Origin of the sequence: Actinacidiphila yanglinensis, from assembly GCF_900107965.1 — a bacterium.
GTDB lineage: Bacteria > Actinomycetota > Actinomycetes > Streptomycetales > Streptomycetaceae > Actinacidiphila > Actinacidiphila yanglinensis.
Window position 1 is genome coordinate 127,579 of the sequence record NZ_FNVU01000014.1, and the last position, 24,494, is coordinate 152,072.

The 24,494-nt window shown below is 72.8% G+C and carries 18 protein-coding genes; 10 read left to right on the top strand and 8 right to left on the bottom strand.

Annotation, left to right across the window (positions count from 1 at the left end; all coding sequences use genetic code 11):
• Positions 1-65: 65 nt before the first annotated feature.
• From C4U44_RS27785 to C4U44_RS27795, 3 genes are all read left to right on the top strand, one after another.
• Entirely contained in the window at positions 66-1,610 is a 1,545-nt protein-coding gene (locus C4U44_RS27785) for a Na+/H+ antiporter (protein ID WP_103888787.1), read from the top strand.
• Positions 1,611-2,279: 669 nt separating this feature from the next.
• Positions 2,280-3,599: an acyltransferase family protein gene (locus tag C4U44_RS27790; protein ID WP_103888788.1), complete on the top strand. Its 1,320-nt coding sequence runs from the start codon at positions 2,280-2,282 to the stop codon at positions 3,597-3,599.
• A gap of 223 nt (positions 3,600-3,822) precedes the next feature.
• Complete coding sequence (locus tag C4U44_RS27795; RefSeq protein ID WP_235032394.1) at positions 3,823-5,184, top strand: glycoside hydrolase family 16 protein; 1,362 nt, start codon at positions 3,823-3,825, stop codon at positions 5,182-5,184.
• A 361-nt stretch (positions 5,185-5,545) separates the two neighbouring features.
• Here the strand turns inward: C4U44_RS27795 and C4U44_RS27800 are convergent, their stop codons facing one another.
• Positions 5,546-6,514 carry a hypothetical protein gene (locus C4U44_RS27800; protein ID WP_103888789.1) on the bottom strand — a complete coding sequence of 323 codons (969 nt, stop codon included), beginning with the start codon at positions 6,512-6,514 and terminating at the stop codon, positions 5,546-5,548.
• 319 nt (positions 6,515-6,833) lie between these two features.
• Between C4U44_RS27800 and C4U44_RS27805 the strand changes: the two genes are divergently transcribed.
• Positions 6,834-7,385, top strand: a complete 552-nt coding sequence (locus C4U44_RS27805; RefSeq protein ID WP_103888790.1) for a universal stress protein — start codon at positions 6,834-6,836, stop codon at positions 7,383-7,385.
• Positions 7,386-7,434: 49 nt separating this feature from the next.
• Here the strand turns inward: C4U44_RS27805 and kdpC are convergent, their stop codons facing one another.
• The 5 genes from kdpC to C4U44_RS27830 all read right to left on the bottom strand — a co-directional run bounded on the left by kdpC (position 7,435) and on the right by C4U44_RS27830 (position 13,843).
• Positions 7,435-8,055, bottom strand: a complete 621-nt coding sequence (gene kdpC, locus C4U44_RS27810) for a potassium-transporting ATPase subunit KdpC (RefSeq protein ID WP_103888791.1) — start codon at positions 8,053-8,055, stop codon at positions 7,435-7,437.
• A gap of 42 nt (positions 8,056-8,097) precedes the next feature.
• Positions 8,098-10,233: a potassium-transporting ATPase subunit KdpB gene (kdpB, locus tag C4U44_RS27815; protein WP_103888792.1), complete on the bottom strand. Its 2,136-nt coding sequence runs from the start codon at positions 10,231-10,233 to the stop codon at positions 8,098-8,100.
• The gene (gene kdpA, locus C4U44_RS27820) at positions 10,233-11,897 is read right to left on the bottom strand and encodes a potassium-transporting ATPase subunit KdpA (protein WP_103888793.1); all 1,665 of its coding nucleotides are present in this window, start codon (positions 11,895-11,897) and stop codon (positions 10,233-10,235) included. The genes kdpB and kdpA overlap by 1 nt, the downstream gene beginning before the upstream one ends.
• 1 nt (position 11,898) lies before the next feature.
• Positions 11,899-11,988: a K(+)-transporting ATPase subunit F gene (kdpF, locus tag C4U44_RS27825; protein ID WP_103888794.1), complete on the bottom strand. Its 90-nt coding sequence runs from the start codon at positions 11,986-11,988 to the stop codon at positions 11,899-11,901.
• A 286-nt stretch (positions 11,989-12,274) separates the two neighbouring features.
• Positions 12,275-13,843, bottom strand: coding sequence for a hypothetical protein (locus tag C4U44_RS27830; RefSeq protein WP_103888795.1), 1,569 nt, complete (start codon positions 13,841-13,843; stop codon positions 12,275-12,277).
• A 333-nt stretch (positions 13,844-14,176) separates the two neighbouring features.
• Here C4U44_RS27830 and C4U44_RS27835 point away from each other — a divergent pair, with 333 nt between their 5' ends.
• The 6 genes from C4U44_RS27835 (at position 14,177) to C4U44_RS27860 (ending at position 22,033) form a co-directional block, all read left to right on the top strand.
• On the top strand, positions 14,177-15,316 hold the full coding sequence (locus tag C4U44_RS27835; protein WP_103888796.1) for a universal stress protein: 1,140 nt from the start codon (positions 14,177-14,179) through the stop codon (positions 15,314-15,316).
• Positions 15,317-15,436: 120 nt separating this feature from the next.
• A complete protein-coding gene (locus C4U44_RS27840) occupies positions 15,437-15,799 on the top strand; it encodes a hypothetical protein (RefSeq protein WP_235032395.1) in 363 nt (120 codons plus the stop codon).
• 205 nt (positions 15,800-16,004) lie between these two features.
• Entirely contained in the window at positions 16,005-16,946 is a 942-nt protein-coding gene (locus C4U44_RS27845; protein WP_103888797.1) for an ABC transporter ATP-binding protein, read from the top strand.
• Complete coding sequence (locus C4U44_RS27850; RefSeq protein ID WP_235032396.1) at positions 16,943-18,325, top strand: ABC transporter permease; 1,383 nt, start codon at positions 16,943-16,945, stop codon at positions 18,323-18,325. Before C4U44_RS27845 ends, C4U44_RS27850 begins: the two co-directional genes overlap by 4 nt.
• Positions 18,326-18,329: 4 nt before the next feature.
• Entirely contained in the window at positions 18,330-21,083 is a 2,754-nt protein-coding gene (locus tag C4U44_RS27855) for an alkaline phosphatase family protein (RefSeq protein ID WP_103888798.1), read from the top strand.
• A gap of 137 nt (positions 21,084-21,220) precedes the next feature.
• A complete protein-coding gene (locus C4U44_RS27860) occupies positions 21,221-22,033 on the top strand; it encodes a maleylpyruvate isomerase family mycothiol-dependent enzyme (protein WP_103888799.1) in 813 nt (270 codons plus the stop codon).
• Positions 22,034-22,051: 18 nt separating this feature from the next.
• Here the strand turns inward: C4U44_RS27860 and C4U44_RS27865 are convergent, their stop codons facing one another.
• Both C4U44_RS27865 and C4U44_RS27870 read right to left on the bottom strand, forming a co-directional pair.
• Positions 22,052-22,783 carry an N-acetylmuramoyl-L-alanine amidase gene (locus C4U44_RS27865; RefSeq protein WP_103888800.1) on the bottom strand — a complete coding sequence of 244 codons (732 nt, stop codon included), beginning with the start codon at positions 22,781-22,783 and terminating at the stop codon, positions 22,052-22,054.
• A gap of 120 nt (positions 22,784-22,903) precedes the next feature.
• The gene (locus C4U44_RS27870; RefSeq protein WP_200823431.1) at positions 22,904-24,310 is read right to left on the bottom strand and encodes an MFS transporter; all 1,407 of its coding nucleotides are present in this window, start codon (positions 24,308-24,310) and stop codon (positions 22,904-22,906) included.
• Positions 24,311-24,494: the final 184 nt, after the last annotated feature.

Below are 24,494 nucleotides of genomic sequence, written 5' to 3' on the forward strand. Positions count from 1 at the left end.
GCACAGGGAGTCGGCTGTCACAGGAGGTGACAGCGACCCCGCTGTAGCGATCGGGAGAACAGTTCATGCGAGCGGTGGGATCGATCCTCTTCCTGGTGGTCCTGGCCACCGCCGTCGCCACCTTCGCCCGCCGCTGGCGGATCCCCGCACCGTCGCTGCTGGTGATCGCCGGCCTGGGTGTGGCGCTCATACCGGGCACGCCCGCACTCCACATCGCACCGGACACCATCGCCTTGGTGGTGCTGCCGCCCCTGCTGTACGCCTCGGCCGAGGAACTGTCCCTGCGCGACCTGCGGTTGGTGTGGCGGCCGGTGACCGTCCTCGCCTTCGGGCTGGTCCTGGCCTCCGCCGCCGCCGTGGGCGCCCTGGCGGTCGCCCTCACCCCGCTCCCCCCGTCGATGGCCTTCGTGCTCGGCGCGGTGCTGGCGAGCACCGACCCGGTGGCGGTGACCGCGCTGGGACGGCGGCTGTCGCTGCCCGGCCGGGTCCAGGTGCTGGTGCAGGCCGAGAGCCTGTTCAACGACGCGACCTCGCTGGTGCTGTTCAAGGTGGCCGTCGGCGTGGCGGTCGCCTCGACGACGGTGCACTGGCCCCTGGCCGGCGGCGAGTTCGTACTGCTGGCCGGGGGCGGCACGGTGGTCGGCGCGCTGCTGGCCTGGCTGGTGGCGCTGATCAGGCGGCGGACCACGGACCCCGTACTGGACACGGTGATCGCGCTGGTCACGCCGTACGCCGCCTACGTGCTCGCCGAGTCGGCCCGCACCTCGGGGGTCACCGCGGTGGTCGTGGCGGGCGTGCTGCTCGGCCGTTCCGGGCACCGGCTCAGCGACGCGCGCATCCGGCTCCAGGTGCAGGCGGTCTACGCCGTGGTGGTGTTCCTGCTGGAGAGCGTGGTGTTCAGCATCATCGGCCTCGAACTGCCCACGCTGGTGCGCGACCTGCCCGACGGCACCGGGTGGTGGCCCCTGCAGGCGCTGGCGATCGCGGTCGCGCTGCTCGGCATCCGCGTGCTGTGGATGCTGCTGCTGCCCGCGGCGGGCGGGCCCGCCGGCCACCGGCCGTCCTGGCGGGTCGCGGCGGTGGTGACCTGGGCCGGCACCCGCGGCGTGATGCCGCTGGCCGCCGCGCTGTCCATCCCGCTCACCGCCACCGCGGGCCGGGCGCTGCCGGGGCGCGAGCTGGTCCTGGTCCTCACCACGGCGGTGGTGGTGCTCACCCTGGTCGTCCAGGGGCTGACCCTCGCCCCGCTGGTGAACCGCAGCGGGATCGCGCTGGAGCCGGAGCACACCGCGCAGGAGGAGGCCACGGCACGCGACGCGCTCACCCGCGCAGCGCTGACCCACCTCGACCACCTCACCGGCCTGGAGACCCTCCCGGAGATCGTGCTCCACCGCATGCAGCACCACCTGACCGCCCGGCTCGACGACGGGGCCGGCGACCCGCGGACCGCCTCGACCGACGCCACCTACCGGGACCTGCGGCTGGAGATCATCGCCCTGCAGAACACCGAGCTGCGCCGCCTGTACGACGACCACCGGATCAGCGACACCACCCGCCGCCGCCTGCAGAACGACCTGGACCGCGAGGAGTCGGCGCTCGGCGGACGGTGAGTGCGGCCGGCCGCCGGCCGGGAGTGAGGGCGCCGCTCCGGACCCCGGCGGGGCGGGCGGGACGGGCCGTTCACGGCCGGGCCGCGGGCCGGACCGAAGAGGCGCGGCGGACCGGAAGCGGACGCGTGTCAGGGACGCGTCCCGCTCCGTACGGTCCACCGCGCCGCGGGGCCGGACCGCCGCGGGGAAGGACACGGCGGTGCGGCGGGCAGGCCCGGACCCTCGGGGCCCTGGACCCGCACCCGCCGCGGGCGGCCGGGACGTGCCGCTCGCCGCGGGCCCGGCCACCCGGGGAGCCTCCGATCCGCGGGGCCGGGCGGTCCCTCCGCCCCTCCGGTGAACCAGCCTGCTACGAACCTCCCAGCTCAGGGCCCCTTTTGACGACCCCCTGTCGGCGGTACCGGAGGTCTTGACGCCCCGTTGACGACACCGCCGATGACCGCGCTCCCCCGAGGGGGATCAGGTGGCGGCGCGGCGAACTTCTCCGGTCGGGCAGGCGAGCGGGCCGTCAACTCTCCGCTTCACAGGTTTGATTGACACCTTTTGTCATCTTTTCGGGCGTACGCCTCACGTAGCGTGAAGCTCTCTTCGGGATCACCCGCACCGCGCGTGGAACCGCGCGCTCGCGGCGACAAAAAGGCAGGCCACCAGCGCAGGCAGGGGCGACAGATGAGCCACACGGGGACCGGCGCGCAGAGCCGGCCGCAGCGTCACGCGGCAGCGCCCGGCGGAACGGAGCGGGCCGGCGGGACCGGCCCGGGGTCCGGAAACGGAACCCTCCCGGTCGACCGGACCGGACCGGTATCCGGCGGCGGACCGGGACCGGAGGCGCTGCCGGAAGCGGTCCCCGCACCGGCCCCCGCGCCATCTCCCACGGCCGCCACCTCCGCCACGGCCTCCGCCGGCGCCGGCCGGCGGCGGGGACGCGAGCGCCCGCGGCTGTACGCCATCGACGCCCTGCGGCTGACCGCCGCGCTGATGGTCGCGGTGCACCACTACGTCGGTACCTACCGCGTGGACAAGCCGCACAACCCGATCTGGGACCAGCGCGCGTCCCACATGATGCCGACCGTCTTCCGGCTCGCCGCCTACGGCTGGGTGGGCGTCGAGATCTTCTTCGTCATCAGCGGGTTCGTGATCTGCATGTCCTGCTGGGACCGCCGGCCGAGGGACTTCTTCGTCTCCCGGGTGATCCGGCTCTACCCCGCGTACTGGTTCGGGGTGGTGTTCACCACCGCGGTCCTGACCGCGCTCCCCGCGGTGTGGCCGCGGCCGTCGATCCGGCAGATGGTCTTCAACCTCTCGATGCTCCAGTCGGGTGCCAAGATCGGCAGCGTGGACAGCGTCTACTGGACGCTCTGGTCCGAACTGCGCTTCTACCTGGTCTTCCTGGTGGTGGTCGCCACCGGCCTGACGTACCGCAAGGTCGTCGTCTTCTGCTGCGTGTGGGGCACCCTGGCCGCGCTCGCCCCGGTGTCCGGCTTCCCCGCCCTGCAGTTGCTCGCCGACCGCGACTCGACCTGGTACTTCATCGCCGGCCTCGCGCTGTACCTGATGCACCGCTTCGGGCCGGACCTGCTGCTCTGGGGCATCCTCGCGATGTCCTGGGTGATGGCGTCCGACGAGCTGGGGCGGCGCATCGTCCACGAGGGGGTCTCCAGCTGGCGCGGGGCGATGATCCTCTTCACCCTCTTCCTGCTGGTCATGGTCGGGGTCGCGGTCGGCTGGACCGACCGGTTGCAATGGAAGTGGCTCGCCACCGCCGGCTCCCTGACCTACCCCTTCTATCTGATCCACTACGCCGCCGGGACCACGGCGATCCACTACCTGCACGACCGGGCCGACCCGCGCGTCCTGGTCGTCTCGGTGCTGGCGGCGGCGCTGCTGCTCAGCTACGGCGTGCACCAGCTGGTGGAGCGCCCCCTCGCCCGCTCCTTGAAGCGCGGCCTCACCGGCGCCTTCGACCGCCTCGGCTCGCCCCCGGGGTAGGGCGCGTCCAACGCCCCTCCCCCGCCCGGGAATCCGGTCGCGTCGGGCACCTTGACGTGAACCTGTCCGACGCTGACACTTCACTTCGACCCGCGGGTGAGAGCGCTCTCAGAACTCGGCGCGGAAGGAGACCGGCCCCCCACCCCGGTGCGCGCCTTCCGGTCTCCGCGCCGGGTCCGGGCTCACCGCGGCCCTGTCGCACCGGCAGAAAGGTCAGCATCCCGTGAAACGCACGCTGCCGTCCGGAACCGCACCCGACCGCCGCTCCCGCGGGCGCCGCGGCCCCCGCGGGCCGCTCGCCGTCCTCAGCTCCCTCCTCCTGCTGCTCGCCGGCGCGCTGGCGCTGACGGTCTCCGGCGGTTCGGCCGCGGTGGCCGCACCCGCACCCCCCACCGGCTGGACCACCGTGTTCAGCGACGACTTCAACGGGGCCTCGGGCACCGGCCTCGACCGCTCCAACTGGCTCTACGACACCGGCACCGGCTACAACTACCCCGGCGCGGCCGGGAACTGGGGCACCGGCGAGCTGGAGACGGCCACCGACTCGACCACGAACGTCTACCAGGACGGCGCGGGCCACCTCGTGATCAAGCCGGTCAGGAACGCGGCCGGGCAGTGGACCTCGGGCCGGATCGAGACCCAGCGCACCGACTTCGCCGCCCCCGCGGGCGGGCAGTTGGAGATCAGCGCCTCCCTCCAGCAGCCCAACCCGCAGAGCGGGCTCGGCTACTGGCCGGCGTTCTGGGCGATGGGCGCGGCCGCGCGGCCGGTCGGGGCGACCAACTGGCCGGGCATCGGCGAGATGGACATCATGGAGGACGTCAACGCGCTCAGCCAGCACTCCACCACCTTCCACTGCGGGGTCTGGGCCGGGGAGTGCCATGACCCGGACGGCATCAGCAGCGGGCTCCAGGCCTGCGCCGGCTGCCAGACCGGCTACCACACCTACTCGGTGATCGTGGACCGCACCAACACCGCGGCGGAGCAGCTGCGGTTCTACCTCGACGGCGCCCTGACCTACACCGTCAACGAGAACGAGGTCTCCACGGCCACCTGGCAGGCGGCGGTCGACCACGGCTTCTTCGCCATCTTCGACGTGGCGATCGGCGGTTCGTACCCCAACAAGGTCTGCGGCTGCACCTCGCCCTCGGCGGACATCACCTCCGGCGCGGGCATGAGCGTGGACTGGTTCGCGGTCTACCAGACCGGCAGCGGGAGCAGCGGCACCACCGGCGGGACGACGACCGGAGGCACCACGACCGGCGGAACCACCACGGGAGGCACCGCCACCGGCGGCACCACGGGCGGCGGCACCACCACTCCCGACTTCACCGAGAACGCCACCCGGGTCGACGCGAGCCACGCCCTGATCAGCTTCACGCCGACCACCGCCGCCGCCTACGTCGACGTGCACTACCTGGTCAACGGCGCCGGCCAGCAGAACTTCCGGATGGCCGACAACGGCGGGACCTGGACGCAGACCGTCGGTTCCCTGACCGCCGGCTCGGTGCTGACCTACTGGTTCACCTACGAGAAGAGCGGCCCGCAGTACGACTCCCCGCACTACACCTACACCCAGAGCTGAGCGGCCCGCACGGACCGCTCCCCCGGCCGCCCGCGCCCCCGGGCCCGCGCCACACGCGGACCCGGCGCGGGCGGCCGGCACGTCACGGCTCGGGCACCGTCTGCTGCCCGGGGTGCCCGATCCCCTCCGGCACCTCGACCAGCAGGCCCGAGGAGTTGGTGGGCCCGACCGCGCCCGCGCCCGGTCGGGTCGGGCCGCGCCGTCCTGCTGGTGCACGGCCAGCGCCTCGTTGCCCGGCACCGGGTGCCCCCGGCGTCGGATCCGCTGTGGCCGAAGGAGTAAACGTGCCGGCCCGTCGCGGAGTTGAAGGCGGTGCCCGCGGCCCCGGCCGTGGTGATCAGCGGTCAGCCGCCGATCACCGTCACCCCACGTCCTTCCAGTGGTCGTAGGCGCTGACCATCTGGAACGAGCGGCCAGGACAGGAGAAGGAGCTGTTCCCCGTGTCGTAGTGGGAGTCGGAGTTCGCCGAGGACGCGGCGGACCAGACACCGCTCTTGCGCACCGATATCCCGCTGGACTCGAAGGTCAGGCCGGCCATGTCGTCGCACGAATGGGCCTGGCCCGAGGTGCCGACCGAGGAGTAGAGCTCCTCGATGTCCCAGCCGTCGGTGCGACCGGACTGGTTGGTGCCGGACTGGGTGAACAGGGTGTCCCACCGGCCGGTCGCGTAGTCGTAGAGGGCCGCGGCCCAGGTGTTCGTGGCGGAGTCGGTCTTGATCACCCGCCCGGTATAGGCGCCGGAGCCGTTGGTGTAGGTGGCCAGGAAGGAGCTGTCGACGGTCACCGAGGCCGCGAAGCTGACGCTCCCGCACCAGTCCCAGGCGGAGACGGAACGTCCCGATGTCGTGTAGACCGTGACCAGTTCGACGCAGGAGCCGCCGGGCGGGTACATGGTCGGGGTGTAGATGGTGGTGTCGCCGTTGTGGACCGTGAACCGGGTGGAGACCGACTGGGTGGCGCAGGACCCGTCCGCGCCCGACTGCGACAGGAAGGCGGTGCCCTGCGACGGGTGGATGTCGGTCAGCGGCCGCAGCGCGGGGTTCACCCCGGCCGTGCCGAGCGGGCCCTTGGCCGCGATGCCGTACTGCGCGCGGCGCTGCGCGGTGAGGGTGGAGAGCCGGCTCTTCACCTCGGCCGGGGACAGCGACCCGTGGACGGCGCCGCCCGAGGCGGCGGAGGCGGCGGAACTGCACGCGGCCGCGGCCGCCCGGGGGCTCGCCGCGGCGCGGGCGGGATGCGCGGGACTGGCGGCGGCGGTGCCCAGGCCGCAGCCCAGGACCAGGGCGACGGTGGCGGCGAGGACGGTCGCCGCGGACTTCGGACTTCTCACGCTGATGCGATCCTCTCGGGAGGGGGGAACGGGACCGGGAAACGGATCCCGTAATGCATGTCCATGACAATGCCTCGCCAACCGGGACGGCGGCCCCCGGCTGATCCCGACCGGCACCCGGCGGATGCGTGGGCGGTGCGCGGCCCGCGCGTCAAGGCCGCGTCAGACGGAGGGCGCCGCGCGTACGGATCGCGTAAGGGAGGGCGTCCCACCTGCCGCGACAGCGCTTCCCTGGGGACGTACGGCAGCGCGCGGGCGCGGCGGGTGAACGACGTGGCGCCCGGCGGGGCCGGTGGCGGCACGGAAAGGAGCGGGCACCGTGGCAGAAGGCGGCCGAGTGATCCTCGGAATCAGCGGTTCGCTGCGCGGACTGGCCGCGCTGCACCGCGCGGTGGACGAGGCCCGGCGGCGTGACGCCGAGCTCACCGCGGTGCTGGCCTGGACACCAGTGGGCGGGGAGGTGGCCTACCGCAGGTACCCGTGCCCGCCGCTGCTGCGGGAGTGCGAGAGCGCCGCCGCCGCCCGGCTCCAGCAGGCGTTCCTCGACGCCTTCGGCGGGTGCCCCGAGGGTGTGCGGGTCCAGCTGGCCACGGCCCGCGGCGAACCGGGGGCCGCCCTGACCGTGCTCGCGGACCGGCCGGACGACCTGCTGGTGGTCGGGACGGGCCGGCAGGGCGCGTTCCGGCGGCTGCTGCACGGCGGGGTCAGCCGGTACTGCCTGGCGCACGCCCGCTGCCCGGTGCTCGCCGTCCCGCCGTCGGAGCTGATGCGCGACCTGGACCGCACCACCCGCATCCTCGGCGAGCGCCCCCTCAAGCGCCCGGCCCGGCACGTCGCCGACCTCGCCTCCCGCCGGCGCGCGGTCGGCTGAGCGGGCCGGCCCGCGCCGGCACCGCGCGGGCCGCGCCCCCGGTGCCGCCTCAGCGCATCGTGGACAGGGCGCGGTTGAGCCGCACGACGTTGACGTGCGGCTCGCCCAGGAAGCCGAGCGCGCGCCCCTGGACGTGGCTGTCGACCAGGCGGCGCACGGCGGCCGGCGCCAGCCCGCGGGCCCTGGCGACGCGCGCGACCTGCTCGCGCGCGTAGGCCGGGGAGATGTCGGGGTCGAGTCCGGAGCCGCTGGCCGTGAGGGCGTCGACGGGCACCGTCCGGGGCGCGACGCCGTCGAACGCGGCGACGGCGGCCCGCCGCTGCCCGACCGAGTCGATCAGGACGCCGTTGTTGGGGCCCAGGTTGGACGCGCCCGAGGCCAGCGGGTCGTAGCCGCCCGCGGAGGGCCGCGGCTGGAACCACTTCGGGTCCGGCGACGGGGTTGTCCGGCCCTTCTGGAGCGGCAGGTCGAAGTTCTGCCCGAGCCGGCTGGAGGCCACCTTCCTGCCGTCGACGCTGATCAGCGAACCGTCGGCACTGTGGGTGAACGCGGCCTGGGCGATGCCGGTGACCGCCAGCGGGTAGACGACGCCGGTGATGACGCTGAGCACCAGCAGCAGCCGCAGCGCCGCCAGGTACTGCCGGACCAGGGGGCCGGGGCGCGGGGCCATGGGATCGCCTCTCTCTCGGTGGGGTCGCGGTCCGCCGGGGTGTCAGCGCAGGCCGGGGATGAACTGCACGACGAGGTCGATGAGTTTGATGCCGGCGAAGGGCGCGACGAGGCCGCCGAGGCCGTACACCCAGATGTTGCGGTTGAGCAGCGCCGCCGCCGACGAGGGCCGGTAGCGCACGCCGCGCAGGGCCAGCGGGATCAGCGCGATGATGATCAGCGCGTTGAAGACGATCGCGGAGGTGATCGCCGAGGTCGGGCTGTGCAGGCCCATGATGTTGAGGTGGCGCAGGCCCGGGTACACGCCGGCGAACATCGCGGGGATGATCGCGAAGTACTTCGCGACGTCGTTGGCGATCGAGAAAGTGGTCAGCGCGCCGCGGGTGATGAGGAGTTGCTTGCCGATCTCGACGATCTCGATCAGCTTGGTCGGGTTGGAGTCGAGGTCCACCATGTTCCCGGCCTCCTTGGCGGCCGAGGTGCCGGTGTTCATCGCCACGCCGACGTCGGCCTGGGCCAGCGCGGGGGCGTCGTTGGTGCCGTCGCCGGTCATCGCGACCAGCTTCCCGCCCTCCTGCTCCCGCCGGATCAGGGCCATCTTGTCCTCGGGCGTGGCCTCGGCGAGGAAGTCGTCCACGCCGGCCTCGTCCGCGATCGCCCTGGCCGTCAGCGGGTTGTCGCCGGTGATCATCACCGTGCGGATGCCCATCCGGCGCAGCTCGTCGAAGCGGTCGCGCATCCCCGCCTTGACGACGTCCTTGAGGTGGATCACCCCGAGCACCCGGGCCGACCCCGAGCCGTCGTGCCGGAGCACCTCCCCGACGACCAGCGGGGTGCCGCCGCTCGCGGAGATGCCGTCGACGATCCCGCCGACATCCGGTGCGGTGTGCCCGCCGGCCTCGCGCACCCAGCGCATCACCGACGCGGCGGCGCCCTTGCGCAGCGCCCGGTTGTCCTGCGGATCGTCGAGGTCCACGCCGCTCATCCGGCTCTGGGCGGTGAAGGGGACGAAGGTGGCGTGCGCGAGTTCGCCCTCCGTGCGCGCGCGCAGCGCGTGCCGCTCCTTGGCCAGGACCACGATGGAGCGGCCCTCCGGCGTCTCGTCGGCCAGCGACGACAGCTGGGCGGCGTCGGCGAGTTCCTCGATCCCCACGCCCTGGGCCGGGAGGAACTCGGCGGCCTGCCGGTTGCCCAGGGTGATGGTGCCGGTCTTGTCCAGCAGCAGCGTGTTGACGTCGCCCGCCGCCTCCACGGCGCGGCCGGACACCGCGAGCACGTTGCGCTGCACCAGCCGGTCCATGCCCGCGATGCCGATCGCGGACAGCAGCGCCCCGATCGTTGTCGGGATCAGCGCGACGGTCAGCGCGGCCAGGACGACGAGCGTCTGCCCCGCCCCCGCGAAGATCGCGAAGGGCTGGAGGGTCACCACGGCGATCAGGAAGACGATCGTCAGCGACGCCAGCAGGATGTTCAGCGCGATCTCGTTCGGCGTCTTCTGCCGGGAGGCGCCCTCGACCAGGGCGATCATCCGGTCGATGAAGGTCTCACCGGGCTTGGAGGTGATCCGCACGACGATCCGGTCCGACAGGACCTGCGTGCCCCCGGTCACCGCGGAACGGTCACCGCCGGACTCCCGGATCACCGGCGCCGACTCGCCGGTGATCGCCGACTCGTCGACGCTCGCGATCCCCTCGACGACGTCCCCGTCCCCCGGGATCACCTGCCCGGCCTCGACCACCACGTGGTCGCCCAACCCCAGGGCGGTGGCCTGTACCTCCTCCTCCGCCGCGGCCTCCGCCCCCGGGTGCCAGCCGGTCAGCCGCCGCGCGGTGGTGGCGGTCTTGGCCCGGCGCAGGGTCTCGGCCTGCGCCTTGCCCCGCCCCTCCGCGACGGCCTCGGCGAGGTTGGCGAAGACCACGGTCAGGTACAGCCAGGCGGTGATCACCCAGGCGAACACGCTCGGGTCCTTGATCGCGGACACGGTGGTCAGGACGGCGCCGGCCTCCACCACGAACATGACCGGGTTGCGGTACATCACCCGCGGATCGAGCTTGCGCAGCGCGTCCGGGGCCGACCGCAGCAGCAGCCTCGGGTCGAGCAGGCCCCCGGCGACGCGGTGCTGGTCGGTGCCGGGATCGCCGCCGGCCGGGAGGGGCGCCGGTCCGCCGGTGACGGCCATCAGTGCAGCCCTTCCGCGAGCGGCCCGAGTGCGAGCGCGGGGAAGTAGGTGAGCCCGACGACGATGAGGACCACCGCCGTGAGCAGGCCGACGAACTGCGGCCGGTGCGTGGGCAGGGTGCCCGCGGTGACCGGCACCGGCTGCTGGGCGGCGAGGGAGCCGGCCAGCGCGAGCACGAAGATCATCGGCAGGAAGCGGCCGAGCAGCATGGCCAGGCCGAGCACGGTGTTGTACCAGGTCGTGTTGACGGACAGGCCGGCGAAGGCCGAGCCGTTGTTGTTCGCGGCGGAGGTGAAGGCGTACAGCACCTCGGAGAAGCCGTGCGGGCCGGTGTTGAGCATGGCCGCCCGCTCGCCGGGCAGCGCCATCGCGATGCCCGTCCCGATCAGCACGACCGCGGGGGTGGTGAGGATGTACAGCGAGGCGAACTTCATCTCCCGGCTGCGCAGCTTCTTGCCCAGGTACTCCGGGGTGCGGCCGACCATCAGGCCGGCCACGAAGACCGTGACGACGGCGAGCACGAGGATGCCGTAGAGCCCCGATCCGGTGCCGCCGGGCGCGATCTCGCCCAGCATCATGTTGAAGATCGTCATCCCGCCGCCGCCGGGCGTGTACGAGTCGTGGGCGGAGTTGACGGCTCCGGTCGAGGTGAGCGTGGTGGACGCCGCGAACAGCGCCGAGGCCCAGATGCCGAACCGCTGTTCCTTGCCCTCCATCATCCCGCCGGCGTCGTGCCCGGCGGTGCTGCTCACGCTGTGCAGCTCGTTGGCCGTGATCAGCGCGACGGACGCGGCCCAGATCAGCACCATCACCGCGACGATCGCGTAGCTCTGCCGCCGGTCGCCGGCCATCACCCCGAAGGTGCGCGGCAGGGAGAAGGAGATGACCAGCAGCAGGTAGATCTCGATCAGGTTGGTGAAGGCGGTCGGGTTCTCGAACGGGTGGGCCGAGTTGGCGTTGTAGAACCCGCCGCCGTTGGTGCCCAGTTCCTTGATGGCCTCCTGCGAGGCGACCGGCCCGCCGGTGATGCTCTGGTGGCCGCCGGCGAGGGCCGGGACGTCCTGGACGCCGTGCAGGTTCTGCACGACCCCCGCCGCCACCAGCACGATCGCGAAGACGAACGCCATCGGCAGCAGCACCCGGAGCACCACCCGGGTCAGGTCCACCCAGAAGTTGCCCACCCGTTCGGTCCTCGTGCGGGTGAAGCCGCGGATCAGCGCGGCGACGACGGCGATCCCGACCGCGGCCGACAGGAAGTTCTGCACCGCCAGCCCGGTCATCTGCACGAAGTAGCCGAGCGCCGACTCCCCCGCGTACGACTGCCAGTTCGTGTTCGTCACGAACGACGCGGCCGTGTCGAACGCCTGGCTCGCCTTCATCCGGGGCGTGCCCAGGGCGAGCAGCAGGTGGTTCTGCAGCCGCAGGAAGCCGTAGAGGAACAGCACCGAGATCAGCGAGAAGGCGAGCACGGCGCGCAGGTAGCCGGTCCAGCGCTGGTCGGCGTCCGGGTCCATGCCGCCCGCCCGGTACACCAGGCGCTCCACCCGCCAGTGCCGCGGTGAGGTCAGCACGTGCGCGAGGTAGTCGCCCAGCGGGCGGAACGACAGGGCGACGACGACGACCAGGGCCAGGATCTCCAGCCATCCGCCGAGGGTGTCGTTCACCTCAGAACCTCTCGGGGAAGATCAGGCAGACCACCAGGTAGACGACGAGGATCGCGGAGACCACCAGGCCGAGGACGTCGTCCGCGCTCACAACCGGCCGACTCCTTTGGAGATCAGCCCCAGCACGACGAACACCAGGATGGAGAGGCCGATGAAGGCAAGGTCGTCCATCGCCGCGGTACACCTCACTCGACTCGTTCGGCGACCGGCCGGGCCGCGTGCCGCCTGCGCGTTGTGCGATCCGACGCTAGTGGCGATCCGTTCGGGCACGGCTCCACGCCTCACGGCCGATGGGGTGAATGCCGTCAGGACGGAGAAAAGCCGCCTTCGGGGCATGCCCCCGGGCCGGACCGGAGCCCGTGCCCGGCCCGGCCGGACTACCTGAACTCCGCCAGCCTGGGCCGCAGTCCGAGCACGGTGAGCGCGGCGGCGACCAGCAACGCCGCGCCGGCGCCCGGAAGGCGGCCGGTCAGCGATCCGCGGCCGTCCGACACCGCGCGGGCGTAGGCGGCGTGGTTGATCCCGATCAGCTTCTCCAGGTCGGCGTCGTACCGGGCGAACTCGTAGTTGGAGGCGCCCTGGTCGTAGCCGATGCAGAACTCGACGGCCTGCTGCGCCTGCCCCTGCCGGACCAGCGTCCGGAAGGTGCGGTCGTCCCGCTCGTACCGGGCGTACGCCTGCACGGTCGCCTCGGCGGCGGCGCGCTCCCCGGGGAAGGTGATGTTGCGGAACTCGTCGCCGAAGTACCCGGTGAAGCGCAGGTCCGCGTGGTCGGCGCGGTACGCGTCCAGCGCCGCGGCCAGCCGCGCGTCGTAGGAGCCCAGGGTGGCCTGCGGCAGGGTGAGCAGCCGCTGCGAGGTGTCCTCGAAGGCCTGCTCGTAGGCGCCGCGCCGGCCCGGGTCGAGGAGATAGCGGCTCTCGTCGGCGTTCGCGTCGTACGACATCGCGCGGGCCTGGGACAGGGCGACCACCGAGTCGAAGGCGTCCCGGCGGGCCACCGTCAGGTCGTGCGACTGGCCGGCCAGGACCGACCAGCCCAGCGCGCACGCGGCCACCGCGCAGGCGGTGGCGGCGGCCAGCGCGGGGTTCAGCAGCCGCCGGAACCGCCGGGCCAGCACGAGTTGGGTGGCGAGCAGCGCCGCGATCAGGGCGCCGCCGAGCACCAGCAGGGCCACCGTCCGGGCGTCGATCCCGGAGCGGGCGCTGCGGTAGGTGTCCTCGAACGCGCCGTCGTTGGTCTGGCCGAGCCGCTCGGCGGCGGGCAGCAGGGACTGGCGCAGCAGGTCGGTGGCGGTGCGGTAGTCGGTGAGGGCGTTCGCCTTCTCCTGGGGGTGAAGGTCGTTCTCCAGCGCCCGGCCGACGAGTTCCTGGTAGCGGGCGAAGTCGTCGTCGAAGCGGACGACGGTGGCGGTGGCCCGGGGGTCGCCCTGCGCCGCGGCGGCCAGCGTCTGCAGGTCGGTGCTGATGGTGTGCCGCGCGGCGGTGTAGAGCCGCTGGGCCGCGGAGTGCTGGGCCGGCATCGGGGTCAGACCGCCGCGGCCACCGCTGGACAGCAGCAGGTTCGCGGCCTGGGCGTCCATGTCGTTGAGCGCGAAGTACAGGTCGTCCGCGCCGGTGACCCGGGGGGCGGCCCGGTGGTCGATGCCGTTCCAGACGCCGGACGCGGACAGCCCGGCGAGTAGCAGCAGCGTGCCCAGGGCGGCGGCGAGCGCCACCACCGTCGCCCGCAGCAGCCGCAGCCGTACCGGGGTGTGGCGCCGGGTACGGGCGCGCAGCCGGGCCCAGCGGTCCGCCGAGGGCGGCAGGGACTCCGCCGCGGCGCCCCGCGCGGGCGGCGGCGGCCCGCCGGACGGGCCCTGCCCGCTCTCCGCCGGGTGCTCCGGCGGCTCGGCGGGACCGACGGCTCCGCCGCCGGCCGGCGTTCCGGTCACCACGGTCCCGGCCATCCGGGCGCCTCCAGCCGCACTCGATCGGACGGCCCGCCCGTCCCCCCGTACGCCACGAGCGTCGGCCCCGACTCCGCCGGCCGGCGCGGGTATTGACGCGCCCCTAACACCCCGAGAAGGCGTTTTGACGCCGTCCTGACACCCCCGCGGCGGCGGGACCCGCACGGGTGCCGGCGCGGGCGGCGGGCGCCCCGCCGATTCGTGCGGAGGGCCCGGGGTCGACGATGATGGAGGGGTGGGGACGACGGCCTCCGGACCTGCTGGAGACCGGCCGGGGACCTCGTCCCGACGCCGGACCGGGCTCCCGGCCCGGCCCGCCCGGAAGGAGCGGCCATGGCGCGCGGCGAGCTGCGGGTCTACCTCGGGGCGGCGCCCGGCGTGGGCAAGACCTACGCCATGCTCGCCGAGGGCCACCGCCGGGCCGACCGGGGCACCGACGTCGTCGTCGCCTTCGCCGAGGACTACGACCGGCCGCTGACCCGGAGGATGGCGGAGGGCCTGGAACAGGTGCCGCGCAGCACCCTGACGTACCGCTCCTGCACGTTTGCCGAGATGGACCTGGACGCGGTCCTGGCCCGGCACCCGCGGGTGGCCCTGGTCGACGAGCTCGCGCACACCAACATCCCCGGCAGCCGGCACGCGAAGCGCTGGCAGGACATCGAGGAACTGCTGGACGCCGGCATCGACGTGGTCTCCACCGTCAACGTCCAGCACCTGGAGTCGCTCAACGACGTCGTCCACACGATCACCGGGGTCCGGCAGCGCGAGACCGTCCCCGACGACGTGGTCCGCCGGGCCGAGCAGATCGAGCTGGTGGACATGTCGGCGGAGGCGCTGCGCCGCCGGATGACGCACGGCAACATCTACCCGCCGGACAAGATCGAGGCGGCGCTGGCGCACTACTTCCGGGCCGGCAACCTCTCCGCGCTGCGGGAGATCGCCCTGCTGTGGGCGGCCGACCGGGTCGAGGAGGCGCTGCAGCGCTACCGCGTCGACCACGGCATCAAGGAGCCCTGGTCCACCCGCGAGCGCGTCCTGGTCGCGCTGTCCGGCGGCCCCGAGGGCGACACCCTGATCCGGCGCGGGAAGCGCACCGCCTCGCGCGGGGCGGGCGGCGAGATCCTCGCCGTCCACGTCGATCCCGACGACGCGGCCAGGGCCGCCCCCGCGCCGCTGCTGGAGCGCCAGCGGGCGCTGGTGGAGGAACTCGGCGGCAGCTACCACGCGATCTCCGGCGACCATCCCGCGACGGCCATCCTCGCCTTCGCCCGGGAGGTGAACGCCAGCCAGATCCTGATCGGCGCCAGCCGCCGCAGCCCGCTGAAGCGGCTGTTCAGCCGCGGCATCGGCGAGACCGTCATCGAGGGGTCGGGGGACGACATCGACGTGCACGTCGTCACCCATTCCGAGGCGGTGCACGGCAGCCTGGCGCGGCTGCGCGGCCACGCCGACCACGGTGACGAGGCCACCTGAGCGCGGGTGGGTGGGCCGACGGCGCATGAGCGCGCGCGGGTGGGCCGACGGCGCGTGCGCGCGGCACGCCGCCGGCGGGATCGCCCGCCGGACCGGGACCGGGCGGACACAATGGATGCCATGTCCTCACGCTGGTCGATCGGTTCGCACAACTCGCTGCTGTCCGTCGCGTCCACGGAGTCGGTGCTGTCCGTCGGCTCGGCCGGCTCGGCCCTGTCCATCGGGTCGGTGGCGTCCTTCGGGTCCTTCGGCTCGCTCGGGTCGTCCATGTCCGCGCTGTCGTTCGGGTCGTTCCAGTCGTTCGGCTCGCTGCTGTCCGGCCAGTCGAACGGCTCGGTGCTCAGCTGGCAGTCCCGCGGCGCCGCGTACGCGCAGCGTACGAACGCCCCGGACGGGAAGGTGCTGCCGCGCGCCGCGCTCGCCGTGGCCGCCACCGCCGTCGCGGGAATCGTGTGGTGGCAGATCCAACGCGCCGTCAAGTGAGCCTGCCTGCGGCGCCGTCGACGTCAACCGCAGACGGCCGGAACTGATCCCGCAGGTGAAGCCTGGTCGACATGCTCTCGTCCACCGGCGGGGCATCGCAGCGGGGGGCGTCGGTCGTCCCGCGTTCCCCGAGCGTTCAACTTGAGGTTCCTGCCGATGCTGTGCGCCGTCCCTTAACTTCCTTGGGGTTTGGGAAGAAGGGACTATGGACAATCTCCTCGCAGTCCGGGCTCGTGGGATCACCAAGTGCTTCGCCGACGTCGTCGCGCTCGACGGCGTCGATCTGGATGTGGCGCAGGGTCAGATCCACGGCCTGGTAGGACCGAACGGCGCCGGCAAGACCACCCTGCTGGGCCTGCTGCTGGGCCTGGCCGTCGCCGACGAGGGCCGCCTCGACATCCTCGGCACGCAGGTCGGCCGGGCGCTCGCCGCCCCCGACGGCGTCGCCGGCTTCGTCGACGGTCCCGGCCTCTACCCCTCTCTCAGCGCCCGGCAGAACCTCGCGGCGCTGGCCGCCCTGCGCGGTCGCGACGCGCGGACGATGGCGATCGAGGACGCGCTCGACCAGGTCGGGCTCACCGACGTCGCCGACGAGCGGGTCCGCGGCTTCTCGCTGGGCATGCGCCAGCGGCTGGGCCTGGCCGCCGCCCTGCTCACCAGGCCGCGGCTGCTCGTGCTCGACGAGCCGTCCAACGGCCTGGACCCGGCCGGGAAGAACCACGTGCACGGGGTCCTCACCCGGCTGGCGGCGGAGGGCACCGCGGTCGTGCTCTCCAGCCACCGCATGGACGACCTCACGGTGCTGTGCTCGGACGTGACCATCCTCGCCACCGGCCGGGTGGTGTTCTCCGGACCGCTCGGCAAGCTCGCCGCCGAGAACCGGGACCTGGACTACCGGCTGGTCACCTCCGATCCGCCGGCCGCCCGCGAACTCGCCGCCGGCACCGCCGGGATCGCCGTCGACGACGACGCGGCGTCGCGGCAGGGCGCCGGGACGCTCGTCATCCGGGCGAGGACACCCGCCCTCGACGAGCTGGTGGTGGCGCTCGTGCACGCCGGCATCGCGGTGCGCGAGCTCGCCCCCGTGGTGTCACCGCTCGAGGCCGCGTTCCTCGCCCTCACCGAACAGCAGGAGGCCGGCCGATGACCGCCCACGCCACCGAGGCCGACACCGCGGCGGCAGCCGACGACAACGTTGCCGTGTTCCACCCCGTGTCGATCGCCCGCGGCTACCGCTTCGAAGTGGTCAAGCTCGTCTCGCAGTGGCGGATCCGGCTGCTGGTCGCGGTCTGCTGGATCGTTCCGGGGCTGTTCGTCGCTGCGGTGAGCCAGCAGAGCACGCTTCCCTCCGACACCCTCTTCGGCCGCTGGATGCACGCCACCGGGTGGGCGGGGCCGCTGGTGGTGCTCGGCTTCGCGGGCAGCTGGGCGCTGCCGCTGCTGACCTCGCTGGTCGCCGGCGACGTGTTCGCCGCCGAGGACCGGCTCGGCACCTGGCGCCACCTGCTGGTGGCCGTCCGCTCGCCCCGCCGGATCTTCGCGGCGAAGGCGCTGGCCAGCCTGACGGTGCTGCTGGCACTGGTGGTGGGCCTGGTCGTCTCCAGCGTGGTCGGCGGGCTCGCGGCGATCGGCAACCAGCCGCTGGTCGGCCTCGACGGGCACCTGCTGTCGCCGTCGGACGCCGCCGGGAACGTCTTCCTCGCCTGGCTCTGCGCGCTGGCCCCGACCCTCGCGCTCGCGGCGATCGGCCTGCTCGGGTCGGTGTCGCTCGGCAAGTCCCCGATGGGGCTGCTGCTGCCCGCGATCGTCGCGCTCGCGATGCAGCTCGCCCAGTTGCTGCCGCTGCCGGTGGCCCTGCGGCTGGCCCTGCCCGGGTACGCCTTCATCTCCTGGAACGGCCTGTTCACCAACCCGGGGCAGCTCGAACCGCTGCTGACAGCGGTCGCGGTCAGCCTGGTCTGGGCCGTGGTCGCGACCGTGCTGGCCTATCTGGTCTTCGTCCGGCGCGACTTCACCAACCTGACCCACGACGGTGCCGAGCGCCGCGCGATCACCCTGGGCCTCGTGCCGCTGGTCGCGCTGCTGGCCGCCACGTTCGGGATCGTCGCCGCGGCGACCCCGTCGACGGGTTCCGGCATCACCCAACCCAAGATCCAGCGTTCGGTGGCGACGGCCTTCGGCCACCTCTACCGGATGCAGACCAAGGAGCTCAACCGCCCCGCCGTCACCGAGGCCCAGTTGCGGACCTCGGCGGCGTGCACCAAGAGCGACGGCCAGGTCGCGCAGCAAGGGGCGGGCAACGACTGGCGCTGCGTCGTGTCATGGCATCTCCCCGGCGTCCAGGTCACGGGGACGGCCATCTACCAACTCGACGTCACATCGGACGGGCGGTACGTCGCCGACGGCGACGGACCGAAGGAAGTGAACGGCTACTTCCTGGTGCACACCCAGCAGGGCGACGCACCCAACCCGTTGTGGCAGTTCGACGGCAACGTCGTGCTGCTCGAATCCTCCTCGAAGGGATAATTCCATGCAGGTCACTCGGCAGCGTCGAACCACCGAGAGGGCGCAGATCACCCTGCTCGGCAGACGCGTGGGCCGCCGGACCGCTCTGGTGTCGGCGTGCATCACCGTCGTCCTCGGCGTCACCGGCACCGCGGTCGCCTCGACGCAGCAGTTCGGGACCCAGCAGGTGGGCCAGAGCACGGACCACGGCCAGGTCATCTCCAGCGACCAGTACATCGACCCCTACGGCAGCCACACGGTCATCAACGACGGCAAGATCATGTCGTCGTCGGTGAGCCCGGACGGCACCCACCTCGCCGCCGCCGTCACCGACGGTGACGCGGCGCTGGACATCGTGGACCTGAAGACCTGGAAGGTCCAGCAGCTGGTCGGCAAGTCGTCGGCTGCGAGCCTGCAGATCAGCGGCAACGACGTGGGCCAGGAGGGCCCCACCTACTCCCCCGACGGTTCGCAGCTGTGGCTGGGACGGACCGACGGCTACACGAAGTTCACCGTGAACGCCGACGGCAGCCTTGCCAACCCCGTCGACATCAAGATCCCGGCGGACGGGGCCAAGCACGCGCTGGTGGGCGCCGCGGTCTTCTCGGCCGACGGCTCCACCGTGTACTCCGCGGTCAACGGCCAGAACCGGGTGGTCGCGCTCAACGCGGCCACCGGGGCCATCGAGCAGAGCTGGTCGGTGGGCAATGCCCCGCGCGGCATGGTCATGGTCGGCAGCAAGCTCTACGTGAGCAACGAGGGCGGCCGCCCGGCGCAGGCCGGCGACACCACGATGAACTCGTACAACACCCAGGTGCCGGCCAACCCGCAGACCGGCGCCACCACCTCCGGCACGGTCAGCGTCATCAACCTGGCGAATCCGGCCGCCACCCCGGCGAGCATCAACGTCGGTCTGCACCCGACCGCGGTGTACGCGAGCAAGGGCACGGTGTTCGTCACCAACACCGCCAGCAACAGCGTGTCGGTCATCGACAGCGCGCGCGACAAGGTCGTGCAGACCATCTCCACCCAGCCGTGGCCGGAGGCGTCGGTGGGCTACGAGCCCAACGCGATAACCCTCACCGGCGACGGTCGGCTGCTGGTGACGCTCGGCCGTGCCAACGCGGTCGCCGTCTACCGGTACTCGAACGCGCAGGAGCCGGTGAGCTACGTCGGCCTGCTCCCCACCGACTACTTCCCCGCCGAGATCGCCACCGTCGGCAAGCAGGTGGTCGTCTCCAACACCCGCGGTATCGACGCGCTGCGGCCCACCACCGCCGCCGGGCACGGCACCCACGACACCACGTCGAGCGTGCAGCACTTCACGCTGCCCAGCGACAAGGTCATCAAGTCGTACACCGGCAAGGTCTTCCAGCAGAACGGCTGGACCAACAACGACGTGAAGGAGGCCAAGGGCAAGAAGGCGAAGGCCGTCCCGGTCCCGGCGCGTATCGGCGACCCGTCAACGATCAAGCACGTCTTCCTGATCGTCAAGGAGAACCGCACCTACGACCAGCTCTTCGGCGACATGCCGCAGGGCAACGGCGACCCGGCGCTGGCACAGTTCGGCGAGAACGTGACGCCGAACCAGCACGCGCTGGCCTCGCAGTTCGGGCTGTACGACAACACGTACGACATCGGCACAAACTCCGCCGAGGGCCACAACTGGCTGATGCAGTCCGACGACCCGGAGTACACCGAGTCCTCGGCCGGCGAGTACCTGCGCAGCTACGACACCGAGAACGACGCCCTGGGCCACCAGAAGTCCGGTTTCCTGTGGACCGGTGCCGAGGCGGCCGGGAACACCGTCAAGGACTACGGCGAGTTCCAGTCGCTGGAGAGCAAGCCGGCCGGCGCGACCTGGCAGAACCTGTACTGCGACGGCAAGAACATGGCCGCGACCGGGGACCCGAGCGCCTACCCGATCCAGACCGGCTCGGCGATCCCGTCGCTCAACAGCGTGTCGGTCCCCGGCTTCCCGCTCTTCGACACCAGCGTCCCGGACGTCTACAAGGAACAGGTCTGGAAGCAGGACTTCGAGAAGAACGGTCCCGCGAACCTGAACATGTTCTGGCTCTCCAACGACCACACCGGTGGTCCCGCGAGCCCCGCCGCCCAGGTCGCGGACAACGACCTCGCGGTCGGCCGGATGGTCGACGAGATCACGCACAGCAAGTACTGGAAGGACTCGGCGATCTTCATCGCCGAGGACGACTCCCAGGCCGGCCTCGACCACGTCGACGGTCACCGTGCGCCGATCCAGATCATCAGCCCGTACGCCCAGCACGGCAAGGTCGACAACCACTACTACACGCAGATCACCATGATCCGCACCATCGAGCAGATCCTCGGGATCCAGCCGATGAACCAGAAGGACGCCGCGGCCACCCCGATGACCACGGCGTTCACCAGCAAGCCGAACGACACGCCGTTCACCGCGGTCCCCAACCGGACCTCGCTCACCGACGGCCTGGCCACGCAGCCCTCCTGCGGTCCGGACACCCCCGCGCCGCAGGACCCCAACGCGGCGGCAGTGCCCGCGACCAAGAAGGCACCGGCAGCCGAGCAGGACGTCGCGGCGCAGTGGGCCACGTGGAAGTCGCACCAGCGGCTGACCGGTCCCAACGCCGTGGCCGACTACTCGAACCCCGAGCAGATGAACCACTTCACCTGGTACGAGACGCACAACTGGACGACGCCGTACCCCGGTGAGAAGAAGATCTACACGCCCGACGACGTGCCGGGCGCCTTCATCCCCTCGTCCGACAACGACGACTGACCCGACCCGATCGCATCGGATCACACCAGGGGCCCCCGCCCGGCGTCACCGCCGGGCGGGGGCCCGCCCGTTCCCGGCCCGTTCCGGCCGGCGCACCCCTGGACAGCGGCCCTACCGATGGGTCACCCTTCACCACCATGAACTCCGCCCCGTCCGACCTCACCGCGGGATCACCGCTGTCCGTGGCGATCGCCGGTGTCGCCGGGCAGATAGCTCAGTTGCTCCGCTCCACCCCGGACCCGTCCGTGCCGATCCCCGGCGCCCGGTGGACGGTCGGCGAGGCCGGCGCGCACCTGGTCCTGGCGGGCGAGCTGATGGCGGACCTCGCCGCGGGCCGGGAGCGGGCCTACGGCGACGGGACCGCGGGGAGCCTGGCGGCGGCCAACGAGCTGTCGCTGGCCGGCTTCACCGAACGCGACGGGGGCGTCCTCGCGGACGGGATCGTGCGCCATGCGCAGGCGTTCACCGACGCCGCCGCGCCGCGGCCGGCCGACCGGCCGGTGGTCACCCCGCTGGGCCCGATGGATCTGGGCACCCTCGGCTCCTACCTGCTGACCCACCTGCTCGGCCACGGCTACGACATCGCGGTGGCCCTGGGCCGGCCGCACATGATCGACCGCGAGCGGGTCGGCCTGACACTGCCGTTCGTGACCACCGCGATGCCCAGGGTGGTCGACCCGCGGGCCGCCGCGGGCCACAACGCCCGCTACGAGCTGCGGTTGCGCGGCGGGCCCCGGTTCGGGGTGGACTTCACCGACGGCGCGGTGACCGTGACCGAGGAGGTACCGCGCCGCCCCGACTGCACGATCGTGGCCGAACCGGTCACCTTCCTGCTCATCGCGCTCGGCCGGCGCACCAGCACGGGCGCGCTCGCCCGGGGCAAGATCCTGGCCTGGGGACGCCGGCCCTGGCTGGCGCCCGGTTTCCCCGCGCTGTTCACGGCCCCCTAGGTGGATTGACCCGCAGCGCTAGCCGTCCCGGGCGGCCTCCTCGCGCAGCCGGGCGGCGGCCTGCCGGACCCACGGCAGGTCGTTGTAGAGGGCCTGCCCCGGGCAGTCGGTCTGGTACACGTCGCGGTGGCCGGAGATGGCGTTCAGCTCCACGGCGGTGCCCTTCGGGTACCTGCTGCTGTTGTTGCTGGAGACCAGGCGCACCTTGCCCAGCGGGTTGACGTCCGGGTCCAGTTTCCAGGCGGCTATCTCGGCGATGGCCTCCAGCATGGGGACGGGCACCTTCTGGCCGGCACCGAAGTTGCCGAGCGCCGCTATCCCGACCGTGTCGTTGTTGAAGCCCTCGCTGTGCGCTCCCCGCACGTCGCGTTCGGCGCTCCCGGTCCGCCCCTCGTAGATCCCGCCGCACCGGTCGACGATGAAGTTGTAGCCGAGGTCGTCCCAGCCCAGCGCGATGTGGCGCTGTTCGAGCGCCACCAGCATGCGGGGGACGTCCTTCTTGCAGTCGTAGTCGTTGGGGTTGTCCGTGTGGTGTACGAACACCGCCCTGACCGAGCGGTCGTAGACCAGCCCCGGCCGTACGTCCTTCTCGTCCGCGTGCCAGCCCGCGCGCAGGATCACGGCCGGCCGCAGCGACACCGGGTGCACGTCGGCCGAAGGCGCGTGCGCCGGGTGCTGCGGCGCCGAGCAGGTCACGAGAAAGGCCATCGCCGGCAGGTACGGAACCAGCTTGAACCTGTGCAGCCGCATGCCGTCCAGCCTCGGTGCATCGGGGCGGGCCGGACATTCGCGCGGGCCGTTCGGGTGAATTTCAGGGCTCTTGCCCGGCGTGTCCGGCGTGGCGCGCGGGCGATCCGGGCGCGGTGCTGTTCAGCGGGGCGTGCCGCGCGAGGTGCCGCCGCCGCGCGAGGTCTCCCCGCCCGGCGCGGTGCTGTCGCTGTCGCTGTCGCTGTCGCTGTCGCTGTCGCCAGGGTCCCCGGTGGCCCCGGTGGCCCCGGTGTCGCCGATGGCCCCCGTGTCGCCGACAGTGGCCCCGCTGCGCGGCGCGGCGACCGCGGTGGCGCCCGTGACCCTGGTGCTGGGCCGCCGCGCGCCGGTCGTGGCGAAGGGCGAGTACCGCGGCACCCAGCGCATCAGGGCCCCGGCCGCGGCGATGCCCACGGCGCCCATCACCGAGATGCCGGCCGCGAGGCTGCCGAGCGAGGCGGCGGCCGACACCACCAGCGGGCCGCCCGCGCTGCCGGAGTCCGCGCACAGCCGCCACACGCCGAGGAACTGGGAGCGGGTCTCCGGCGGCGCGACGTCCGCCCCGAGCGTCATGAGGATGCCGCTGCCGATCCCGTTGCCGAAGCCGATGAGCATCGCGACCACGGTCAGCTCGGTGAGGGTGTGGGTCAGCGGCAGGGCGGCCTGGGAGGCGCCGAGCACCAGCATGGAGGGCACCGCGATCCACAGCCGGCCGGCGCGGTCCATCACCCGGCCCGAGGGGTAGAAGGTCAGCGTGTCGATCAGCCCGGCGATGCCGAAGATGAGGCTGGTCGAGGACGCGCTCTGGCCCAGGTGCTCGGCCCACAGCGGCAGGACCGTCTGCCGGGTCGCCCGGACCGAGCCGACCAGCAGCACGGCCAGGCCCAGGGTGCCGAAGACCTTCCGGTGCTCGCGCAGGACCGCACGCACCGGCACGGGCTTCTTGCCGCGGGCGCGGGCGGCCGCGCCGTCGGCGTCGGCGACGTCCGGCACCGCGAGCAGGACCACGACCGTCGCGGCCGTGCACACCAGCGCCAGCCAGTACACGTCGTGCACCGGACGGCCGCCGCTGAGCACGGCGGCGCCGAGGAACGGCCCGACGAACGCGCCCACCCGGGACATCCCGCCGAGCGTCGACAGCGCCCGTGCCCGCAGTTGCGGCGGCACCGCCTCCGTCAGGTAGGACTGCCGGGCCAGCATGATCACGGCGTTGGAGGCCCCGGTGACGGTGACCGCCAGGGCCAGTTCCCAGACGTTGCGGGCCAGCGCGCACCCGCTGAGCGTCACCGCGGTGACCCCGGACGCGACGAGCATCGCCTTGCGGTCGCCGAGCCGCGCGGCGAGCGCCCCGGCCGGCACGTCGCCGAGGATCTGGCCGACGCCCAGCAGCGCGAGCACCAACCCGGCGGTGCCGACCCCCGCCCCGAGCGCGCGACCGCTGAGCGCCAGTACGGGCGCGAGCGCGCCCATGCCCGTCTCGAAGATCAGGACCGGCAGGAACACCGCGGGAATCAGGCTTCTCAGCGACACCGGATGCGCGTTCACCTGCTGATTCCCACCCTCCGTGCCGCGGCGTCCGGACCCGGGGCCCGCCACGGGTCGGCCGCGGCCCGTACCTCATTCAACAACAGCCCCACCGCGAGGGGACCCGCCGGGGGTGAGGGACGCGCGCGGAGCCCGCCGCGAGGGCGCCGTCCCGGTGCCCGGTTTCAGG